17 protein-coding genes are annotated in these 17,527 nt (G+C 69.7%); 5 read left to right on the forward strand and 12 right to left on the reverse strand.

The window, feature by feature from the left end; genetic code table 11:
- Positions 1 to 2 precede the first annotated feature (2 nt).
- From ACWDUM_RS26280 to ACWDUM_RS26295, 4 genes are read right to left on the reverse strand one after another with little or no spacing between them, the layout of a single operon-like run.
- A complete protein-coding gene (locus tag ACWDUM_RS26280) occupies positions 3 to 620 on the reverse strand; it encodes a DUF4232 domain-containing protein (RefSeq protein WP_450136270.1) in 618 nt (205 codons plus the stop codon).
- Positions 617 to 2,050, reverse strand: a complete 1,434-nt coding sequence (locus ACWDUM_RS26285; protein WP_450136271.1) for an HAD-IB family hydrolase — start codon at positions 2,048 to 2,050, stop codon at positions 617 to 619. Before ACWDUM_RS26285 ends, ACWDUM_RS26280 begins: the two co-directional genes overlap by 4 nt.
- The gene (locus ACWDUM_RS26290) at positions 2,047 to 4,332 is read right to left on the reverse strand and encodes a glycerol-3-phosphate 1-O-acyltransferase (RefSeq protein WP_450136272.1); all 2,286 of its coding nucleotides are present in this window, start codon (positions 4,330 to 4,332) and stop codon (positions 2,047 to 2,049) included. Before ACWDUM_RS26290 ends, ACWDUM_RS26285 begins: the two co-directional genes overlap by 4 nt.
- 40 nt (positions 4,333 to 4,372) lie before the next feature.
- Positions 4,373 to 5,854: a wax ester/triacylglycerol synthase domain-containing protein gene (locus ACWDUM_RS26295; protein WP_450136273.1), complete on the reverse strand. Its 1,482-nt coding sequence runs from the start codon at positions 5,852 to 5,854 to the stop codon at positions 4,373 to 4,375.
- A gap of 425 nt (positions 5,855 to 6,279) precedes the next feature.
- Between ACWDUM_RS26295 and ACWDUM_RS26300 the strand changes: the two genes are divergently transcribed.
- Complete coding sequence (locus ACWDUM_RS26300; protein WP_450114180.1) at positions 6,280 to 6,594, forward strand: hypothetical protein; 315 nt, start codon at positions 6,280 to 6,282, stop codon at positions 6,592 to 6,594.
- Positions 6,595 to 6,810: 216 nt separating this feature from the next.
- Positions 6,811 to 7,134 (forward strand): hypothetical protein, encoded by a 324-nt coding sequence (locus ACWDUM_RS26305; RefSeq protein WP_450136274.1) that lies wholly within the window; start codon positions 6,811 to 6,813, stop codon positions 7,132 to 7,134.
- Positions 7,135 to 7,187: 53 nt separating this feature from the next.
- Here ACWDUM_RS26305 and ACWDUM_RS26310 read toward each other — a convergent pair whose 3' ends face one another.
- The 4 genes from ACWDUM_RS26310 to ACWDUM_RS26325 form a co-directional block, all read right to left on the reverse strand.
- Complete coding sequence (locus ACWDUM_RS26310; RefSeq protein WP_450136275.1) at positions 7,188 to 7,829, reverse strand: Type 1 glutamine amidotransferase-like domain-containing protein; 642 nt, start codon at positions 7,827 to 7,829, stop codon at positions 7,188 to 7,190.
- On the reverse strand, positions 7,829 to 8,725 hold the full coding sequence (locus tag ACWDUM_RS26315; protein WP_450136276.1) for a maleylpyruvate isomerase family mycothiol-dependent enzyme: 897 nt from the start codon (positions 8,723 to 8,725) through the stop codon (positions 7,829 to 7,831). The genes ACWDUM_RS26310 and ACWDUM_RS26315 overlap by 1 nt, the downstream gene beginning before the upstream one ends.
- A gap of 45 nt (positions 8,726 to 8,770) precedes the next feature.
- The gene (locus tag ACWDUM_RS26320; RefSeq protein ID WP_450136277.1) at positions 8,771 to 8,920 is read right to left on the reverse strand and encodes a hypothetical protein; all 150 of its coding nucleotides are present in this window, start codon (positions 8,918 to 8,920) and stop codon (positions 8,771 to 8,773) included.
- A 71-nt stretch (positions 8,921 to 8,991) separates the two neighbouring features.
- A complete protein-coding gene (locus tag ACWDUM_RS26325; RefSeq protein WP_450114175.1) occupies positions 8,992 to 9,366 on the reverse strand; it encodes a DUF488 domain-containing protein in 375 nt (124 codons plus the stop codon).
- Between the two features lie 381 nt (positions 9,367 to 9,747).
- On the opposite strand from ACWDUM_RS26325, the gene ACWDUM_RS26330 reads away from it, so the two are divergent.
- The 3 genes from ACWDUM_RS26330 to ACWDUM_RS26340 are packed head-to-tail and all read left to right on the forward strand — an operon-like array spanning position 9,748 to position 12,619.
- Positions 9,748 to 10,863: a Re/Si-specific NAD(P)(+) transhydrogenase subunit alpha gene (locus ACWDUM_RS26330; protein WP_450114174.1), complete on the forward strand. Its 1,116-nt coding sequence runs from the start codon at positions 9,748 to 9,750 to the stop codon at positions 10,861 to 10,863.
- Positions 10,863 to 11,195 (forward strand): NAD(P) transhydrogenase subunit alpha, encoded by a 333-nt coding sequence (locus ACWDUM_RS26335; RefSeq protein ID WP_378427185.1) that lies wholly within the window; start codon positions 10,863 to 10,865, stop codon positions 11,193 to 11,195. The genes ACWDUM_RS26330 and ACWDUM_RS26335 overlap by 1 nt, the downstream gene beginning before the upstream one ends.
- Positions 11,195 to 12,619 (forward strand): NAD(P)(+) transhydrogenase (Re/Si-specific) subunit beta, encoded by a 1,425-nt coding sequence (locus ACWDUM_RS26340; RefSeq protein WP_450114173.1) that lies wholly within the window; start codon positions 11,195 to 11,197, stop codon positions 12,617 to 12,619. Before ACWDUM_RS26335 ends, ACWDUM_RS26340 begins: the two co-directional genes overlap by 1 nt.
- Positions 12,620 to 12,781: 162 nt before the next feature.
- Here the strand turns inward: ACWDUM_RS26340 and ACWDUM_RS26345 are convergent, their stop codons facing one another.
- The 4 genes from ACWDUM_RS26345 to pdhA form a co-directional block, all read right to left on the reverse strand.
- Positions 12,782 to 13,957, reverse strand: coding sequence for an MFS transporter (locus ACWDUM_RS26345; protein ID WP_450136278.1), 1,176 nt, complete (start codon positions 13,955 to 13,957; stop codon positions 12,782 to 12,784).
- Positions 13,958 to 14,113: 156 nt separating this feature from the next.
- Complete coding sequence (locus ACWDUM_RS26350; protein WP_450136279.1) at positions 14,114 to 15,385, reverse strand: dihydrolipoamide acetyltransferase family protein; 1,272 nt, start codon at positions 15,383 to 15,385, stop codon at positions 14,114 to 14,116.
- An 11-nt stretch (positions 15,386 to 15,396) separates the two neighbouring features.
- Positions 15,397 to 16,374, reverse strand: a complete 978-nt coding sequence (locus ACWDUM_RS26355; RefSeq protein ID WP_450136280.1) for an alpha-ketoacid dehydrogenase subunit beta — start codon at positions 16,372 to 16,374, stop codon at positions 15,397 to 15,399.
- Positions 16,374 to 17,459 carry a pyruvate dehydrogenase (acetyl-transferring) E1 component subunit alpha gene (gene pdhA / locus ACWDUM_RS26360; RefSeq protein ID WP_450136281.1) on the reverse strand — a complete coding sequence of 362 codons (1,086 nt, stop codon included), beginning with the start codon at positions 17,457 to 17,459 and terminating at the stop codon, positions 16,374 to 16,376. The genes ACWDUM_RS26355 and pdhA overlap by 1 nt, the downstream gene beginning before the upstream one ends.
- Positions 17,460 to 17,527: the final 68 nt, after the last annotated feature.

Genomic DNA, 17,527 nt, shown 5'->3' on the forward strand with positions numbered 1-17,527 from the left:
TTTCATCGACCGTCGACCGCGGTCACCTCGAGTTGGTCCACCCCGTGCTGCGCGCAGCCGGTGCCCGCGCGGGACACGAAGAGGGTGGCGGTGTCGTTCGGCGGGTACACCCGCAGACCCGCGACCGGTGTCGGGTTGCACTGCTCCGCCGGATAGTTCAGCACCTGGACCGCCCGGACCGTGGCAGTCGCGCGTCCGCCCGGCGCCAGGACGACCGGTTCGCCACTGCCGCCGGCCCGGGTCGCGGCAGCTCCGACCTCGATGCCGTCCGCACCGTCGACGTACGAGACCCCCGGGAACCCGTACAGGGTGCAGGTGCGGCTCCCGGTGTTGGTGAACACCAGCGGAATCGTCACCGATCCCGCCGAACCTTCCACCCGGCCCTCGTTCACGGACAGTTCCTGGGTGGTGCACCGGTCCTGGTCGGCCACCGCAGCCGCGGTGTCTCCGGATGTGGCGCCTCCGGACGCGGCGCCCCCGGTAGTCGGCCCTGCCGTCGTCGCGGCCGGCGGCGACACCGTGGTCGGCGAGTCGGGGGCACCGGGGGAACCGCACGCCGCGAGCATCGCCGCAGCGCCCACCGTCACCAGTACGGGCCACGTCCGGAGCGTTCGCGTCACTGCGGCCCCCGGTGCAGGCACGCCTCGAACAGTTCGCGCACCTCCTGTACGTGTTTGTCGAGCGTCTCGACGGTCCAGCCGTCCGTCGGCACCGGTTCCAGCACATCGACGTGTACCGTGCCCGGGTGCGCAACAAGGGAATTGCGCCACATCAGCTCGCCGGTGTCGTGGATGACGATCGGGACGATCGGCACCTGCCCCTGCAACGCCAGGTGGAACCCGCCCTTCTTGAACCGGCCGAGCTTCGGGGTCGGGGACCGGGTGCCCTCCGGTGCGATCGCCAGCGACGTCCCCGACTGCAGCTTCTCGACCGCCGGCGCCAGCGCGGCCTTCGCCTTCACGGTGTTCGACCGGTCGATGTACGCCACGTCCAGCAACGCACCGACCGGGACGAACCGGGGATCGTGCGAGGCCTCCTGCTTCGCGACCCCGGTCACGTCGCGGCGAATCACGTTGCCGAGCACGAGGACGTCGAGAGAACTCTGGTGATTGAACATGAACACCGCCGGTCGCTGGCGCCACGCGTTCTCCCGGCCCTGCACATCGACGGTGATCCCGCAGATCGCCAACGCGACGTCCGGACCCACCGAGCCCACCAGGTTCGCGGCCGTCTGCCGGTTCCGGGTGAGCAGTCCCGCACCCACCCCGGCTGCCGCCGTGGTCATCAGCGCGCCGATCGCGGTCGCAGTCCGCGCGGTCGACAGCGGGGTGGCGCCGCGCTGCGGTTTCGGCAGGGTCACCACGGGCCATCCGCGTCTGCGCGCCTGCTTGGTCAGTTCGCCGTCCGGGTTCAGTGCCACCGGGTACCCCACCGACTCGAGCATCGGAACGTCCTCGGCGCCATTGGAGTACGCGAACGCGTCGGCCAGATCCGCGCCACGCTCGGTCGCGTACGCGGCGAGGGCCTTCGCCTTCTCCGCGCCCCACAGCGGCGGGGTCGCCAGCTTCCCGGTGAGCATGCCGTCGCGGACCTCGGGCTGGGTGCACAGCACGTCGGTGATGTCGAGGTCGTCGGCGACGAACTGGGCCTGATAGGGCGTCGCGGATGTCGCCATCACCACCGTGTGCCCCGCCCGGCGGTGCGCGGCGAGGATGGCGCGTGCGTCACGGTAGATCATGCCCGCGATCTCCTGGCGGAACAGGCGCAGCCCCCACTCTCGCAGCTCGTCGTCCTGGCGTCCGGCGAGCGCCCGCACCGCGATGTCCATCAGCCCGCCGACATCGGCGCCGCGGAACTGGGTGTCTATCACCGCGCCGGTCGTCCTGAGCAGTTCGCCGACGCTGATGTCGAGGGTGCGCAACCGGTTCCGGTACACGACCGTTGCCGAGTACCCGGCGATCAGGGTGCCGTCGAGGTCGAACGCGGCGAGGGTGCCGGGTCCCGGCGGCGCCTCCGCGATGGACCGGTACAGCGCGTCGAGGGCGTTCACCGCTCCGGGCCCTTCTGTTCGATGACCGGTTCGGCGAGGCTGTCGAGGCGGTCGTGGGCAAGATCGCGGATGCGGCGCACCCGGCGGACCAGGACCCCGATCTCCGCGGCGAACCGCGCCCGGCGCTGCGCGACGTCGCCGTCGTCGGCCTCCACCAGGCCGCGGTTGCGCGCCAGGGCCAGCGCGGTGCCGAACAGTTCACCCGAGATGGATTCGCTGCTCGAGATCTGCTGTCGCAACCGGCGCTGCTTGGCGATCGCGAGACAGTCCGTCACGAACGACTTCTCGTTGAAGGTGGGTGAGACCGGGGCGAGAATCAACCGGTCGGCGACCACCTCGTAGGACTCCAGGAACGGCTGCAGCACCCGGTGCGCGAGGTATGGCCGCACCGCGCCGAGAATGGTTTCCACCTGGTGAGGGTCCTTCAGCAGGTCCTCCCATCCGGGGCAGATCAGTTGCAGCTCGTCCCGCAGCTGCTGCCGGAAGGTGTCCTTGTCCGAGAAGAAGAACTCGAACTTGAGCAGGTCTCGGATCCGCTGCGCCTCCGCCCACCCGTCCGCTACAGGGTCGGTGAACCGCTCCTCGACCGCCGCTTCGAGCACCAGTTCGGCGATCGCCCTCACGATCAGGAAATGAATGCTGTTGTTGCGGTAGAACGCCGCGACGAGATGCTGGTCGGAACCGAGGTAGTAGACGCGTTCGTCGCCCTTGTCGAAGCGGCGGAGCACTCCCGAGTCCAGATGCGTCTGCAGTGCCGTGCGGATCACCTGCGGGTTGGTCAGGTCGACATCGCCTGCGGTCGGCAGCTTGCGCACCAGGATGTACTCGATCAGCGGGGTGAGGATGAACTCGAGCTCATTGACCGTGAGCGCGCGGTCCTCGATGCCGAGGAACGCGAGCATCACCAGCGACGACGCGGTGACCGGGGTGACCTCGTTGATCCGGTGGCACACCTCGAACGCGGTCTTCTGGATCGCCAGACGCTGGTCGGGATCCTGGGCGAGGGACTGTGCCAGCGACAGTGGACGGCCGATCGTCACGTGCGCGACGCCGCGCCGGTTGCCCTGCGCGCGCACGTATCCGACCAACCAGCGCAGTCCCTCCTTCTGCTTGACCTCGCCGTGCGCCTCGGCGGCCATCGCCTTCACCTCGTACAACTGGTCGTACGTGATCGACACCGGCACCAGGTACACGTCGGAGGCGACGGAACTGTGGAACGCCTGCGCCAGGTAGGTCAGCAGACCGAACCGCGGCGGCCGCAGCTTCCCGGTGCGGGTGCGGCCACCCTCGATGTACCACTCGAGGTTGAACCGCTTGGTCACCAGATAGCGCATGTACTCGCGCAACGTCCACTTGTAGATTTCGTCGTCGCCGAACTTGCGGCGGATGAACACGGTGCCGCTGCGCTTGCTGATCGGGCCGATCGGCCAGAAGTTGATGTTCAGGCCGCCCATCACGTGGTTGAGCGGAAGATCGTTGGCCAGCAACGCAGGCCGCAACACCAGCGGGTCGAGATACGAGCGGTGGCTGGGCAGGAACACCAGCGAGTGCCTGCGGTTCAGTTCGCGCAACTCGTCGAACCGGGCGGCGTCGACGTCGAGCCGATACGCGCGGGAGAAGTAGCGCCCCAAGCGATCCCACACCGCGATCGCCCGTCGGCTCTGCGTGGCGACAAGTTCGTCCAGTGCCTCACGGGCCTGCTCGTCCACCTGGGTGACATCGGTACGCAGGTCCGAAGCCAGATTTCGGATGCCGTCGCGATAGCGCCGGCTGTCGGTGATCTCGTCGACGACGAATCGGGACACCTTGTACTGGTCGCCGAGCAGGGTGCGCTCCGCGCGTTCGAGGGCGAGGGCGGCCTGGCGGCGGATGAACTCCGGCAACGACCCGCCGCCGCCCTCGGAGAGACGGCGTTCGAGGTCGCTGAGCGGCGCCGGTTCGCCCTCGATCACCCGGCAGCGGGACGGGTCCGTGCGCAGCACCCGACGTTGCGCACCCCGGCCGGGGTGCAGAGGATCCCGCGGCGACAGCGCCTCGCGCAGCCGCGTTGATCCCGGCTCGTTCGGGTCGCGGGGGAGCCACACCACCCGCACCGGCGTCAGCAGCGGGTCGTCCTCCCGCGTCGTCAGTTCGGCGAGGGCCTGATCGGTGATCGTCACCGCGCTCGCCGGCACGGAGGAGGTGCTCATCCGCTCACCGAGCCAGGTGTGCAGCACCCCCGACTCGGTCTCGGTCATCGCCTCGGTCAGGTACACCCGGGGCCGTGCCGTGTTCGCCGTCATCGTGACACTCCCATCCTCGCCGTGACCACGCCCGTCACCGTCACTCGGAGCCCTTCGCCGTGCCCAGGGCCACCACCTCGTCGAGCCCCTCCTGCAGACACTCCATGAACATCGCCGGCGCGGTGACCGCGGCGGTGTCGAGATTGACGCCGATACAGCAGACCCCGTTGTGCGAGACGAGCGTCGCCATCACCGCACATCCCGGTGCCGGACCGAACGGGAACATCCGCTCGATCCGGGCCCCGGCCAGATACACCGGGACCGGCACCCCGGCGACATTGCTCGCCTGCAGGTCCAGTCCGGTGGACTGCGAGAGGTACCAGTTCGCCAGCAGCCACGTCGGGAGCCGCGACAGCAGCGGCGCCGCGAGGTCGAGCGCGTCCAGCGCCGGCTCCTCCCGCAGCCCGAGGACGATCGTGCGGACCTTCGCGATCCGCGCGACCGGATCACGTTCGGCGGCGGGGCCGGCGAACCGCACCGCGGTGAACCTGTTGCCCCCGGACGGATCCGACGCGGTCCGCATGTTCACCGGCATCCCCATCGGGACCGCGCCGATCTGCTGACCGTGCCGGTCGTGGTAGCGCGCGAAGCCGCCGAGCAACGCCGCGACGTACGCGTCGTTGAGAGACCCGCCCGCCGCCTTCGCGCCGGCCTTCAGCTCGTCCAGGCCCACCTCGAGCGCACCGAACCAGCGGCCGAGCCCACGGTCGCGCAGCAACGGCGACCCAGTCGCGGGTGGGGGAGTGACCACCCGCCGAAGCGAGTTCGCGTACTCGAAAGCCTCGGCGGCTGCACCGAGCGGGTTCGTCACGGTCGCGGTGGCGGTCCGCACCGCCCCGCCGAGGAGTCCGGCGATCCGGCCCGGGGCCCGGCGCAGCTGCGTCGCGACCTCCTCACCGAACGCGGTGACGGTGTTGAGGTTCTCCGGGGGCGCGGGCAGGCGGTCCGGCTTGTCGGGGGTCGGCTCGCGGCGCCGGCTGTGCAGCAGCGTCATCAGGCCGATGCCGCCCATGCCGTCGGTCATGCTGTGGTGCGTCTTGACCACGTACACGGCTCGGCCGTCCTCGAGGCCCTCGATCAGCATCGCCGTCCACGGTGGACGGGCCTTGTCGAACGGCTCGGTCGCCAGGTGCCTGCAGATCCGCAGCGCGTGGTCGAACGTCGCGGGCTCGGGCAACCGCACCCGCCGCAGGTGGTAGTCGAGATCGAACTCGGGGTCCACCGACCACACCGGATTGCCCAGTCCGAACACGGGTTCCACCGCACGCATGCGGATCCGGGGCACGATGTGCGAAGCCCATTCGTGCGCGCGGACCAGGCGATCCCAGTCCGGTGGGCCGTCGAGGACGTCCACGGCGACGATCGGGGAGCGGAGCTTCGGCTGTGCCTCTTCCATCCGCCACATGCCGGCTTCGAGGTCCGACATCGTGCGGTTCCAGCCCTGCGCGAGCCCGGACAGGTCGACGTCGACCGCACTCGGTGGAACCAGGGGTTGGCTGCCGGTGTCGCCAACGCTGCCCATGTCGCACTCCCTACGGTTGTCCACTGCCCGCGGTCGTCGGCTCCCAGTCTGTACCCGGCCCCTGACTGTCGGGGTCGTTTCCGGCATCGGGGTCGCGGTCGTGTCGTGGCGTCCCGCCCCCGGTCCCACTGGGCGGGACCGGGGGCGGGACGGGTGGCGACACGCCCGAGAGTGAAGCGGAATCGCAAGGGTGCTGGTAGTGACGCAGATTACATTTCCAGGCACGTCAATGTGGGGCAACCCACAGGCGAGTTAACGCGATGTTTCGCTCCTAGCTATACAAACATCCCTCGCCAGGGGCTAGATTCGCGTCTATCGCTCGACATCGCGGAGGCGTTACAGGTCGAGCGGGCATGTCCGTCGAGTGACGGACAGGGTGTTACCGCCGGGCGTGCGCGCACGGCATGCGTGAACGGAGTTACGAGATGAGCGACCCCACAGCCGCAGACGGCATGGTTCGCGCGATCCTCGCGTACGAATTCGATGACCTCGACACCGACGGCGCCGCCGCCGTCGCCGCGATCCGCGCGGGACTACTCGGTGACTGGGTGTCCGCGGTCGCGGACTCCGGGATGCTGTCGGCCGGTGCCGTCCGCGACCTCGAGTCGGCCTGGCGAGCGGACCCGGAACTGCTGGTCGACGCCCTCCTCGACGGTGTCGATGAGATCACCCGCCGTCGCCTGACCGCCTCGCGCGTGGCGTCCCTGCCTGTCGCGGCGGAACGGGTGTCCGCGGTCTGACCGTGGGGTGACGGAGCACGTCGGCCCGGTGTCCGATCCGGGCGCCACTCGTCGTCTCGTTTGTCACAGCAGTCACAACTGTCACTCTGTTACCTGATTGTGGTGATTGGTCCTCGCCACCGCCCTCGATTCCGGCTAGGTTGGGCTCCAATCGCTCGAGCGCACCAAAGTGTTACACCGGCGCGAGAAGTCGCACCCGACGGAGGGACCGGCACCATGAACGATCTGGCATCCCCGACGAAAGACCTGGTCAACGCGGTGCTGTGTTGTGAATGGGATGGTGGCGAGATCGACGTCCACGCCATCGACCAGGTGCGCGACGGCGAGATGGCCGAGTGGAAAGAAGCCCTTTCGGAGAGCGGCCTGTTCACCGACGAGGCGTTGGTCGCGATCGTCGGAGCCTGGCGTCGTGACCCTGAGCTGCTCGTGGACGCCCTCCTCGCCGGAGCCGACGAGGTCTCGCGGCGTCGCCTCAAGACGCCGCGCCGGCTCTCGCTCCTGCCGGCGCTGCGGTCCGACCGCCGGGTCGTCTTCGGCTGAGCCGGTTCTCCGCCGGAACGCGGAGTCCACGCTGAAGGACCCTCGGGACACAGTCACCCTTCCGCTGAACCCTCATCGACAACGATCACCTCGTCGTCGGTGAGGGTTCGGTGTTTCACACCGTCGCGCCGGTAGCCGTCGGCGATCTCCTCGATCAGGGCGGACTCGGTCGCGGTGTATCCCGGTGACCGGTAGTGCGGGACGATCGCGTGGTCCACCAGTCCGAGGCCGTCCCAGATGACCGGCACCCCGCACGCGGATGCGACCTCGGCCGGGTCGTCGACACGTTCGAGGCCCCGCAGGCTGGGCGTCAACACACACGCCCCCGCGCTGTAGCCGGCGTACACCAGAGCGTCCTCGCGCAGCAGATCCGTCAGAACCTCGTCCGCGCCGCTGCGCGCGAACTGGGCGCGCAGCACGAAGGTGTTGCCTCCTCGCACCCACACCAGGTCGTGGCGGGACAATTCCGCCCGCAGCCGGTCCGGTGCCCCGACGAACTTCCGCAGATCCACCTCCCGCGCGTCGAAACCCAGCCGTCGCAACGGGACCAGGTCCGAGACCACCGCGGACTTCCGCGCGGATCCCCACGAGTCGGCGGCGTTCGCGATCACGGCGACGCGGCCCGGGCGTCCCACCAACCGGAGCAGTCGGTCGGGGTCGGCGCCGAAACGGTACGACGCGAGGAACAGCCGCATCAGATGGTGAACGCGAGGTTCGTCGCGATCTGCCTGCCCAGGGCCTCGTCCCCGACGAAGGTGATCTCGTCGATCCGGTCGGCGCCCGAGACCCGGCCGCCGCACAACCGGGTGAACAGCCGCGAGTCCAGGCCGAGGGTGACGGTCGGTGGCCCGGGCAGAGTCGGCACCACCGCCGCGCGGCCGCCGCGCTCCGGGTGCGCGGGGTCGCCGACCACGACGTGGACCTCCCGCGGACGGTCGTCGGCAAACGCCAGGGGACCCGACAGTGCGAACGTCACCGACGAACCCTGCGGCGCCCGGCCCTTCTTCCCGACGGCGAACCCGACACCGTTCAGTAGTTCGGCGAACGCGTACTCGCCGCGGGGACCGCCCTCGTCGCCGGGCAGGTCGAGCGCGTCCCTGATGTCGTGTTCGTGGAACCAGCAGTCGAACAGGCGGGTACGCATGAACCGCCCGTAACTGTCCGGCCCGACCGGGGTCATCGCGGGCGCGTCGAAATCGTCCTGCGACATCGCACCCAGGGCCCGGGCCCGGCGTGCCGTGATGTCCCGGTACGCGGCCAGCATCTCGGCGGGCGATCGGTCCCGCAGGCCGTGGATCCAGCGTTCGTTGAAGGCGCCGATCGGGTTGTGCACGTGCGGGGAGTCGGGGACCGCGTCCGCCTCGACCGGCGGGTCGATGCCCTCGAGCATGGACTCGGTACCGATGAGGTGCGCGACGACGTCATGCACCGACCAGCCCGGCAGCGCCGACGGCTGCGCCCACTGCTCCGGCGTCAACCGTGCGAGCAGGGCGCCGATCACGTCCCACTGTTCGATCAGGGCTGCGGTCAGCGGCTCCCGGTCGAGCAGCGTCGGGGTCCTGGTCTCGCTCTTCCGGTCGCTGTCGCTCATTCGGCCACTGTCGCTCATTCGGCCACTGTAGAGGCGTGGGGGAGCTCAGGTGCCGATCTCGCGATCGCCGATCTCGGCGGTCCCGAACTCGCAGCGGGGGCAGCCGTGGTCGGGGCCGTCGGGCAGGAACGCGCCGCACTCCGGGCACACCCGGTCCAGCCAGCAGACCGGGTCGCCCCCGACGTCGTCGCCCACGTCTCTCCTTACTGTTCTTGTTCGCCACTTTTCTTGTTCGCTGCTGCGCTCGTCTTTCCCGCGGCGGGTGCTCACGCCTCGTTCAGGACCTCGGCCAGCACGTCCGCGTGACTGTGTTCCAGATCGTGGGTGGCGGTCAGGAGCACCAGCGGCCTGCCGTTCGCCAGCGCAGTGACGCGGGCGATGGCCTCGCGGCCCTCGTCGGATTCGAGTTCGGCACGGTAGCGGGCCCGGAACTCGCGGAAATGCGCGGCGTCGTGGCTGTACCAGCGCCGCAGTTCCGTCGACGGTGCCAGGTCCTTGGCCCAGTCGTCGTAGTGGAAATCGTCCTTGCGGACGCCCCGCGGCCACAGGCGGTCGATGAAGACGCGGACCGCGCCCGGTTCCGGTTCGGGGTGGTCGTACACGCGCTCGACCGTGACGTCCGGTGTCGTCCGACTGGTCATCGTCACCTCCGCGGCAGAAGCAGTGACCCGGCCCTGTGGCCCAGTCTAGGTTCGACGGACGGTCGGCGAGGCGGGATGAACGAGCGGTGGGCAGTCGGCGCGTGCGGGAATTCGGGCCTCACGGGCGCCGTGGAACGCCGCTGACGCCCCGCGGAGGCACCCGAAATCGCTGTGACCGGTGACACAATTCCGTCGGAATCTACGCCACTTGCCCTTGATCGGATTCGATTCAGTGCCTGTTTTGGGGATTTTGAGATGTATCCGTGAGCGAAAGCGTGTCAGCATTGGCTACTTCGTGCTACCCGGACCATCGTCCACTCGTCGCACGCGGGCCGCCGCCCGTCCCGGCCCGACAACCACCAATCGCAGGAAGTAGTCACATTGGACACATCGAAGAGCACGCCCCAGGCGCGCCCGACGGTCGGCGTCGTTCGAGAGACGAACGACGGTGAACGGCGGGTGGCGCTGGTCCCGAAGGTCGTCACGACCCTGATCGGCAAGGGCCTCGACGTCGTCGTCGAAGCCGGTGCCGGTCTCGGGGCGTTGATCCCGGACGAGCTGTACAAGGAGGCCGGTGCCACCATCGGCGACCCGTGGTCGGCTGACCTGGTCGTCAAGGTCGCGCCGCCCACCGACGCCGAAACCGCGAAGCTGAAGTCGGGATCCGTCCTGATCGGTTTCCTGGCGCCGCGCACCAACCCCGACGGGATCGCCGCACTGAAGGCCGCGGGCGTGTCCGCGTTCGCGGTCGAGGCCATTCCGCGCATCTCCCGCGCCCAGGTGATGGACGCGCTGTCGTCGCAGGCGAACGTCGCCGGCTACAAGGCCGTCGTCGTCGCGGCATCGGAGTCCACCCGGTACTTCCCGATGCTGACCACCGCCGCGGGCACCGTGAAGCCGGCGACCGTGCTGGTCCTCGGTGTCGGTGTCGCCGGCCTGCAGGCCCTCGCGACCGCGAAGCGGCTCGGCGGCCGGACCACCGGTTACGACGTGCGTCCGGAGGTCGCGGACCAGGTGCGTTCGGTCGGTGCGCAGTGGCTCGACCTGGGCATCGACGCCGCCGGTGAGGGCGGCTACGCCCGCGAGCTGACCGAGGACGAGCGCGCGCAGCAGCAGCAGGCGCTCGAGGACGCCATCAAGGGCTTCGACGTGGTCGTCACGACCGCGCTGGTTCCGGGTCGTCCGGCGCCGCGTCTGGTCACCGCCGCCGCGGTGCAGGGCATGAAGCCCGGCTCCGTCGTGGTCGACCTGGCCGGTGAGACCGGTGGCAACTGCGAGCTGACCGAGCCCGGTCAGACGGTCGTCAAGCACGGTGTGACGATCTGCTCGCCGCTGAACCTGCCCGCGACGATGCCCGAGCACGCCTCGGAGCTGTACTCGAAGAACCTGCAGGCCGTCATCGAGTTGATGCTCGACGAGAACGGTGCGCTCGCGCCCGACTTCGACGACGAGATCCTCGCCGCCGCCTGCGTCACCCGTGAGGGGGCGAACGCCTGATGTACAACGAACTGCTGGCGAACATCGCGATCCTGGTCCTGGCCGGGTTCGTCGGATTCGCTGTCATCTCCAAGGTCCCGAACACGCTGCACACGCCGCTGATGTCGGGCACCAACGCCATCCACGGCATCGTCGTGCTCGGCGCGCTGGTCGTGCTCGGGCATCTGCCCGGCGACGCGCCGTGGTCGATCAAGATCATCCTGTTCGTCGCGCTGGTGTTCGGCACCCTGAACGTCGTCGGCGGTTTCGTGGTCACCGACCGCATGCTCGCGATGTTCAAGCCCAAGAAGGACGCCCAGAAGGTCGTCGAGAAGAAGGGGGCTGACGCCTGATGGGCTACCTCGTCACGATCCTGTACATCGTCGCGTTCTCGATGTTCATCTACGGTCTCTCGGGTCTGACCGGCCCGAAGACCGCGGTGCGCGGCAACTACATCGCCGCGGTCGGCATGCTCGTCGCCGTGATCGCGGTGCTGATCGACATCCGCGACACCGACAACTGGGGCCTGATCATCGGCGGCCTGGCCGTTGGCGTCATACTCGGTGTCCCGCCCGCGCTGCGCACCAAGATGACCGCGATGCCGCAGCTCGTCGCCCTGTTCAACGGCGTCGGCGGTGGCACGGTCGCGCTGATCGCGTGGGCGGAGTTCCTCAACTCCGACGGCTTCACCGCTGTCGAGGCGGTGCCGTCGGCGCCGTTCATCGTCGGGTCGCTGTTCGCCGCGATCATCGGTTCGGTGTCGTTCTGGGGTTCGCTGGTCGCGTTCTCCAAGCTGCAGGAACTGCTCAACAAGAACCTGGAAAAGAAGGTCGTCGCCTCGGCGAAGCTGTTCCAGCTCGCGAACATCGTCCTCGCGGTGGTGTCGATCGGTCTCGCGATCTACATCGGTGTGGGCGCCGACGGTGACCCGCAGTCGCCGTGGCTGATCGTCGGGCTGCTCGTCGCGGCCGGTGTGATGGGCCTGTTCGTGGTGCTGCCGATCGGCGGCGCCGACATGCCCGTCGTCATCTCGCTGCTCAACGCCCTGACCGGCCTGTCCGCCGCCGCGGCGGGTCTGGCCCTGAACAACCAGGCGATGATCGTCGCGGGCATGATCGTCGGCGCGTCCGGCTCGATTCTGACCAACCTGATGGCGAAGGCGATGAACCGGTCCATCCCGGCGATCATCTTCGGCTCGTTCGGTGGCGGTGACGAGGGTGGCGCCGCGGGCTCCGCCGCGGGCGGCACCGTCAAGGCCACCTCCGCCTCCGATGCGGCGATCCAGATGGCGTACGCCAACCAGGTCATCGTCGTGCCGGGTTACGGTCTGGCGGTCGCGCAGGCGCAGCACGCGGTCAAGGAGATGGCCAGCATGCTCGAGGAGCGTGGTGTCGAGGTCAAGTACGCGATCCACCCGGTCGCCGGCCGCATGCCCGGTCACATGAACGTCCTCCTCGCCGAGGCCGACGTCGAGTACGACGCGATGAAGGAGATGGACGACATCAACGGTGAGTTCTCTCGCACCGACGTCACCATCGTTATCGGCGCCAACGACGTCACCAACCCGGCCGCGCGTCAGGATTCGTCGAGCCCGATCTACGGCATGCCGATCCTCAACGTCGACCAGTCGAAGTCGGTGATCGTGCTCAAGCGGTCCATGTCGTCCGGCTACGCCGGCATCGACAACCCGCTGTTCACGGCGGATCAGACCTCGATGCTGTTCGGTGACGCGAAGAAGATGGTCTCCGAGGTCACCGAGGAACTCAAGGCGCTGTAACACGGGCGCTGCAACACCACCGGTGGTGTCACATCAACGGCGCTGTGACACCACCGGCTCTGCAATGGCACGGGCTCTGCAATGACACGGGCTCTGCAATGACACGGGCACTCTGGCGCGGCTGACCGCGCGAGGGTGCCCGTGCCTCGTCGGGGGGCCGGATCACGGTGCGGGCCGGAGCAGTCCGGCGAACCGGCACGCCAGCAGGACGCACAGGAGTGGGACAGCGAGCGTCGCGGTCAACGGCATCAGCTGCGTCAACCATCCCAGCAGTGCCGGACCGGCCAGCAACCCGAGATACCCCATGCCCACCACCCGGGACATGTTCACGCCCGGGGAGCCGACGTTCAGGTTGCCCGCGGCGGTGAAGATCTGCGGGATGCAGCCCGACAGCCCGAGTCCGAACAGCGCCCACCCGAGCAGGGTGAGCGGGACCCAACTCGACGCCATCACCGCGCCCATCCCGACAGCCGCGATCAGGGTGCCGTAGCGCACCACCGCGACCGGTCCGAGCGCCGCCGCGACCCGGTCCGCGGTGAACCGGCCGACGGTCATCATCACCGCGAACGCGCCGAATGCCAGTGCCGCGGTCGCGTCGGACGTGCCGAGGTGTTCCTTGACCTGCAGCGTGCTCCAGTCGTTCGCGGCCCCTTCGGCGAGGAACACTGCGAACGCGATCGCGCCGAGGGCCAGGACCTTCGCGGTCGCCGGTCGCTCGGGTGAACTCGCCGAACCGGGGGCCGCCGTCTGTTCATCGGGTACTTCGTGCGGCAGCAGCGCAGGCAGGCAGGCGAGGATGGTGACGGCGCCGACCGCGGCCGCCCCCGGCAGCGCCGTCGACGGCGCCACGCCCGCGGCCAGCGTCGCCGCACCGAGCAGCGACCCGGCGACCCCACCGAGGGAGAACAGGGCGTGGAACGCCGACATGATCGGTCGGCCGTAGGCCCGCTCGACGTGCACGGCCTGCGAGTTCATCGACACATCCAGCGCGCCGTTGCCGAACCCGAATATGGCCAGTGCCACGCCCAGGCCCACCGCGTCGGACGCCAGCGCCGGCCCGATGGCACCCGCGGACAGCAGCAGGCCCGCCGCCGCGATCATGCGTCGGCTGCCCCACCGGTCCGCGAGCGGTCCGGCGATCTGCATGCCGATCAGGGCGCCGCCGGCGAGGACCAGCAGCAACCAGCCCAACGTGGCGTGGCTGATGCCGGTCCGCTCCGAGATGGCGGGGATGTGCACCACCCACGCGGCGAGCAGGAAACCGTTGACGGCGAACACGCCGAAGACGGCGGCACGGGCACGGCGGAGACGGGCGGCGTCGAGCGTGGTCAGCAGCATCGGGTCCCATTGTGGCGGCACCGCCGCCCGTGAGCACTCTTGGTCCCCAGCCGGGCCAAAAGTACTCACGGGCGGCGAAGCCGCTCAGCTCCGGGCCAGGAGAGTCGCTCAGCTCCGGGCCAGGAGAGTCGCTCAGCTCCGGGCCGGCAGAGTCGCTCAGCTCCGGGCCAGCAGGGTGAGGGGGTCGGTGAGGATCGCGGCGACATCGGCGAGGAATTGCGAACCCTGCTCGCCGTCGACGAGACGGTGGTCGAACGACAACCCCAGCGTCGTCACCCAGCGGGGGACCACCTCGTCGTCGACCACCCACGGACGGCGGGCGATCGCGCCGAGGCACACGATCGCCGCCTCCCCGGGCGTCAGGATCGCCGTGCCCGCGTCGACTCCGAACACCCCCACGTTGGTGATCGTGATCGTGCCGCCGGTCAGGTCCGCCGGCGTCGCGTGCCCGGCTCGGGCGGTGGTCGTCGACTCACCGATCGCGCGGGTCAGGTCGACGAGGGTCATGTCGTGCGCGTCCTTGACCGTCGGCACGAGCAGCCCCCGCTCCGTCGCGGTCGCGACACCGAGGTTCACGTAGTGCTTGGTGACGATCTCCTGCCTGACCTCGTCCCAGCTCGCGTTCAGCTCCGGGCGACTCCGCAGTGCCACCAGCATCGCCTTCGCCACCAGCGACAGCGGCGTCAGGGTGAGGCCGGCGAACGGCGCCGTTTTCCGTAGCCGGTCGAGCAGTTCCATCGACGCCGTCACGTCGACGGTGACGAACACGGTGACCTGCGGTGCGGTGAACGCGCTGCGCACCATCGCCGCGGCGGTCTGCTTGCGGACGCCCCGGATCGGGGTCCGGGACTCCCGGCCCGCCTGAGGCGCGGAATCCCGGCCGCCCCCGGTCGCGGCAGCTTCGACATCGGTGACGGTGATCGCCCCGCCCGAACCGGTGCCCGGCACCGTCGCCGGGTCGACGCCGAGTTCGCGCGCGAGTCGACGAGCGGACGGTTTCGCGTCCGGCCGGGCCGCCTCGTCCCGGGTGCCACCGGGTGTGACGGCGCCGCCGTCGGTGTCCGCGGTGACGGCGCCGCCGTCGCGCCGTCGTGTGCGTCGTCGGCTCGCCGGCTGGGCGGCGGGGCCGTACCCGACCAGCACCGAACCCTGTGCGGGAGGAAGGGGTTCGGAGGTGGCGCCTGCGTCCCCGATCCGGATCAGTGGCGCACCGACCGGAACCGTGTCACCGGGGGCGGCGAGCAGGGCGAGGACGGTGCCCGCGAACGGCGACGGCAGTTCGACGGCGGCCTTCGCGGTCTCGACCTCGGCGATCACCTGGTTGAGTGCAACCGTGTCGCCGACGGCCACCGACCATGACATGAGTTCCGCCTCGGTCAGGCCCTCACCGAGGTCGGGCAGCCGGAACTCGTGCACCTCGCCGGTCACGGTGGTCCCCGTCAGGCGGCGAGCGTCCGGTCGACCGCATCGAGGATGCGATCGGGGTCGGGCAGGTAGTACTTCTCGAGTTTCGCCGGCGGGTACGGGGTGGCGAACCCGCCGACCCGCAGCACGGGCGCCTCCAGTTGGTAGAAGCAGCGTTCGGTGATGCGGGCGGCGATCTCGGCGCCGAGTCCGGCGAACACCGGTGCCTCGTGCACGATCACGAGCCGCCCGGTGCGGCGGACCGATGCCTCGACGGTGTCGAAGTCGATCGGGGACAGTGCCCGCAGGTCGATCACCTCCAACGAATGCCCCTCCGTCTCGGCCTCGGCGGCCGCGGCGAGTGCGGTCGCCACCATCGGTCCGTACGCGACGATCGTGGCGTCGGTGCCGGGGCGGGCGACGCGGGCGCAATACAGGTCGAGCGCGGGCGGAGCGTCGGGCTCCACCTCGCCGCGGTCCCAGTACCGGCGTTTCGGCTCGAAGAACACCACCGGGTCGTCGTCGGCGATCGCCTGCTGGATCATCGTGAAGGCGTCGGACGGGGTGGACGGGCTGACCACGCGCAGTCCGGCGGTGTGCGCGAAGTACACCTCGGGGGATTCCGAATGGTGTTCCACCGCACCGATTCCGCCTCCGAACGGGATGCGGATGGTCAACGGTGCCCGGACCCGCCCCTCGGTGCGGTAGTGGATCCGGGCGACCTGCGAGACGATCTGGTCGAACGCCGGGTAGACGAAGCCGTCGAACTGGATCTCGCACACAGGGCGGTAGCCGCGCAGTGCGAGTCCGAATGCGGTGCCGACGATTCCGGATTCGGCGAGGGGGGTGTCGATGACGCGGGCGTCACCGAAGTCCTTCTGCAGGGTGTCGGTGACCCGGAAGACGCCGCCGAGGGCGCCGATGTCCTCGCCCATCAGCACGGCCTTCGGATCGTGGTCGAGTGCGCGCCGCAGTCCGGCGTTGATCGCACCGGCCAGGGTCATGGTGGTCATCAGCGCGCCCCCTCCAGGTCGTGCAGGTAGGTGGCGTAGCTGTCGCGTTCCTCGTCGAGGACGGTGTGCCCGTGTGCATAGACGTGGTCGAACAGGCGCAGCGGTTCCGGGTCGGGCAGGGCGAGGGTGCCGGCCCGGAAAGCGGCGGCCGCGCCTTCGGCCTTCTCCCGGACCCGGCCGTCGAACTCGCCGTCCCACGCGTCCTCGCGTTCGAGGAGTCGACGGATCCGATCGATCGGGTCGCGCGCCCGCCACGGCTCGAGGTCGGCGCCGGTCCGGTAGCGGGTCGGGTCGTCGGACGTGGTGTGCGGGCCCATCCGGTAGGTGAGCGCCTCGACGAAGCTCGGACCGCTGCCCTCCCTGGCCCGCCGGGCCGCGGTCCGGGTGACGGCGAGGACCGCGAGCACGTCGTTCCCGTCCACCTGCACGGACGGCATGCCGTAGCCGGCTGCCCTCTGTGCCAGCGGGTTCGGGCTCTGCAGCCGAACGGGTTCGCTGATCGCCCAGTGGTTGTTCTGGCAGAAGAACACCACCCCGGCGTTGAAGCTCGTGGCGAATCCCAGTGCCTCCGACAGGTCGCCCTGACTGGTCGCGCCGTCGCCGAAGTACGCGGCGGTGGCGATCTCGGCGCCGTCGAAGTGCGCGCCGATCGCGTAGCCGGTGGCGTGCAGGCCCTGCGCGCCGACGACGATTGCCGGATTCGTCAGCGCGAGCGCGTTCGGATCCCAGCACGACAGCGCGACACCGCGCCACAGGCGTGGCCACTGCGCCGGATCGACGCCGCGGCAGTACGCCAGACCGTGCTCGCGGTAGCTGGTGAAGACGTAGTCGTCGGGATCGAGCGCGTGCGCCGAACCGACCTGGGCGGCTTCCTGGCCGAGGCTCGGTACCCAGATCCCGAGCTGGCCCTGCCGTTGCAGCGCGGTGGCTTCGGCGTCGACGCGCCGGACCACCACCATGTCCTCGTACATTGCGCGGAGTTGCTGTGCGCCGACGTCGGCGACGACCTCCGCATACCGTGCACCGTGCACCCGTCTGCCGTCCGGTTGGACGAGCTGGACCGGGTAGACCTTCTTGTCGGCCACCGGGACCTCCTAGTGCTGTCGCCGGGGAGGTCCTCGTGAGACAGGCCCCGACGCGCTGTGCCCTCACC

Source organism: Rhodococcus sp. NPDC003322, assembly GCF_053589555.1.

Bases quoted from the DNA above. Each gene is read 5' to 3' on its own strand.
- ACWDUM_RS26340 (WP_450114173.1), top strand. From the start codon at position 11,195: ATGGGCTACCTCGTCACGATCCTGTACATCGTCGCGTTCTCGATGTTC.
- ACWDUM_RS26335 (WP_378427185.1), top strand. From the start codon at position 10,863: ATGTACAACGAACTGCTGGCGAACATCGCGATCCTGGTCCTGGCCGGG.
- ACWDUM_RS26315 (WP_450136276.1), bottom strand. From the start codon at position 8,725: ATGAGCGACAGCGACCGGAAGAGCGAGACCAGGACCCCGACGCTGCTC.
- ACWDUM_RS26290 (WP_450136272.1), bottom strand. From the start codon at position 4,332: ATGACGGCGAACACGGCACGGCCCCGGGTGTACCTGACCGAGGCGATG.
- ACWDUM_RS26345 (WP_450136278.1), bottom strand. From the start codon at position 13,957: ATGCTGCTGACCACGCTCGACGCCGCCCGTCTCCGCCGTGCCCGTGCC.
- ACWDUM_RS26310 (WP_450136275.1), bottom strand. From the start codon at position 7,829: ATGCGGCTGTTCCTCGCGTCGTACCGTTTCGGCGCCGACCCCGACCGA.
- ACWDUM_RS26295 (WP_450136273.1), bottom strand. From the start codon at position 5,854: ATGGGCAGCGTTGGCGACACCGGCAGCCAACCCCTGGTTCCACCGAGT.
- ACWDUM_RS26305 (WP_450136274.1), top strand. From the start codon at position 6,811: ATGAACGATCTGGCATCCCCGACGAAAGACCTGGTCAACGCGGTGCTG.
- ACWDUM_RS26355 (WP_450136280.1), bottom strand. From the start codon at position 16,374: ATGACCACCATGACCCTGGCCGGTGCGATCAACGCCGGACTGCGGCGC.
- ACWDUM_RS26325 (WP_450114175.1), bottom strand. From the start codon at position 9,366: ATGACCAGTCGGACGACACCGGACGTCACGGTCGAGCGCGTGTACGAC.
- ACWDUM_RS26300 (WP_450114180.1), top strand. From the start codon at position 6,280: ATGAGCGACCCCACAGCCGCAGACGGCATGGTTCGCGCGATCCTCGCG.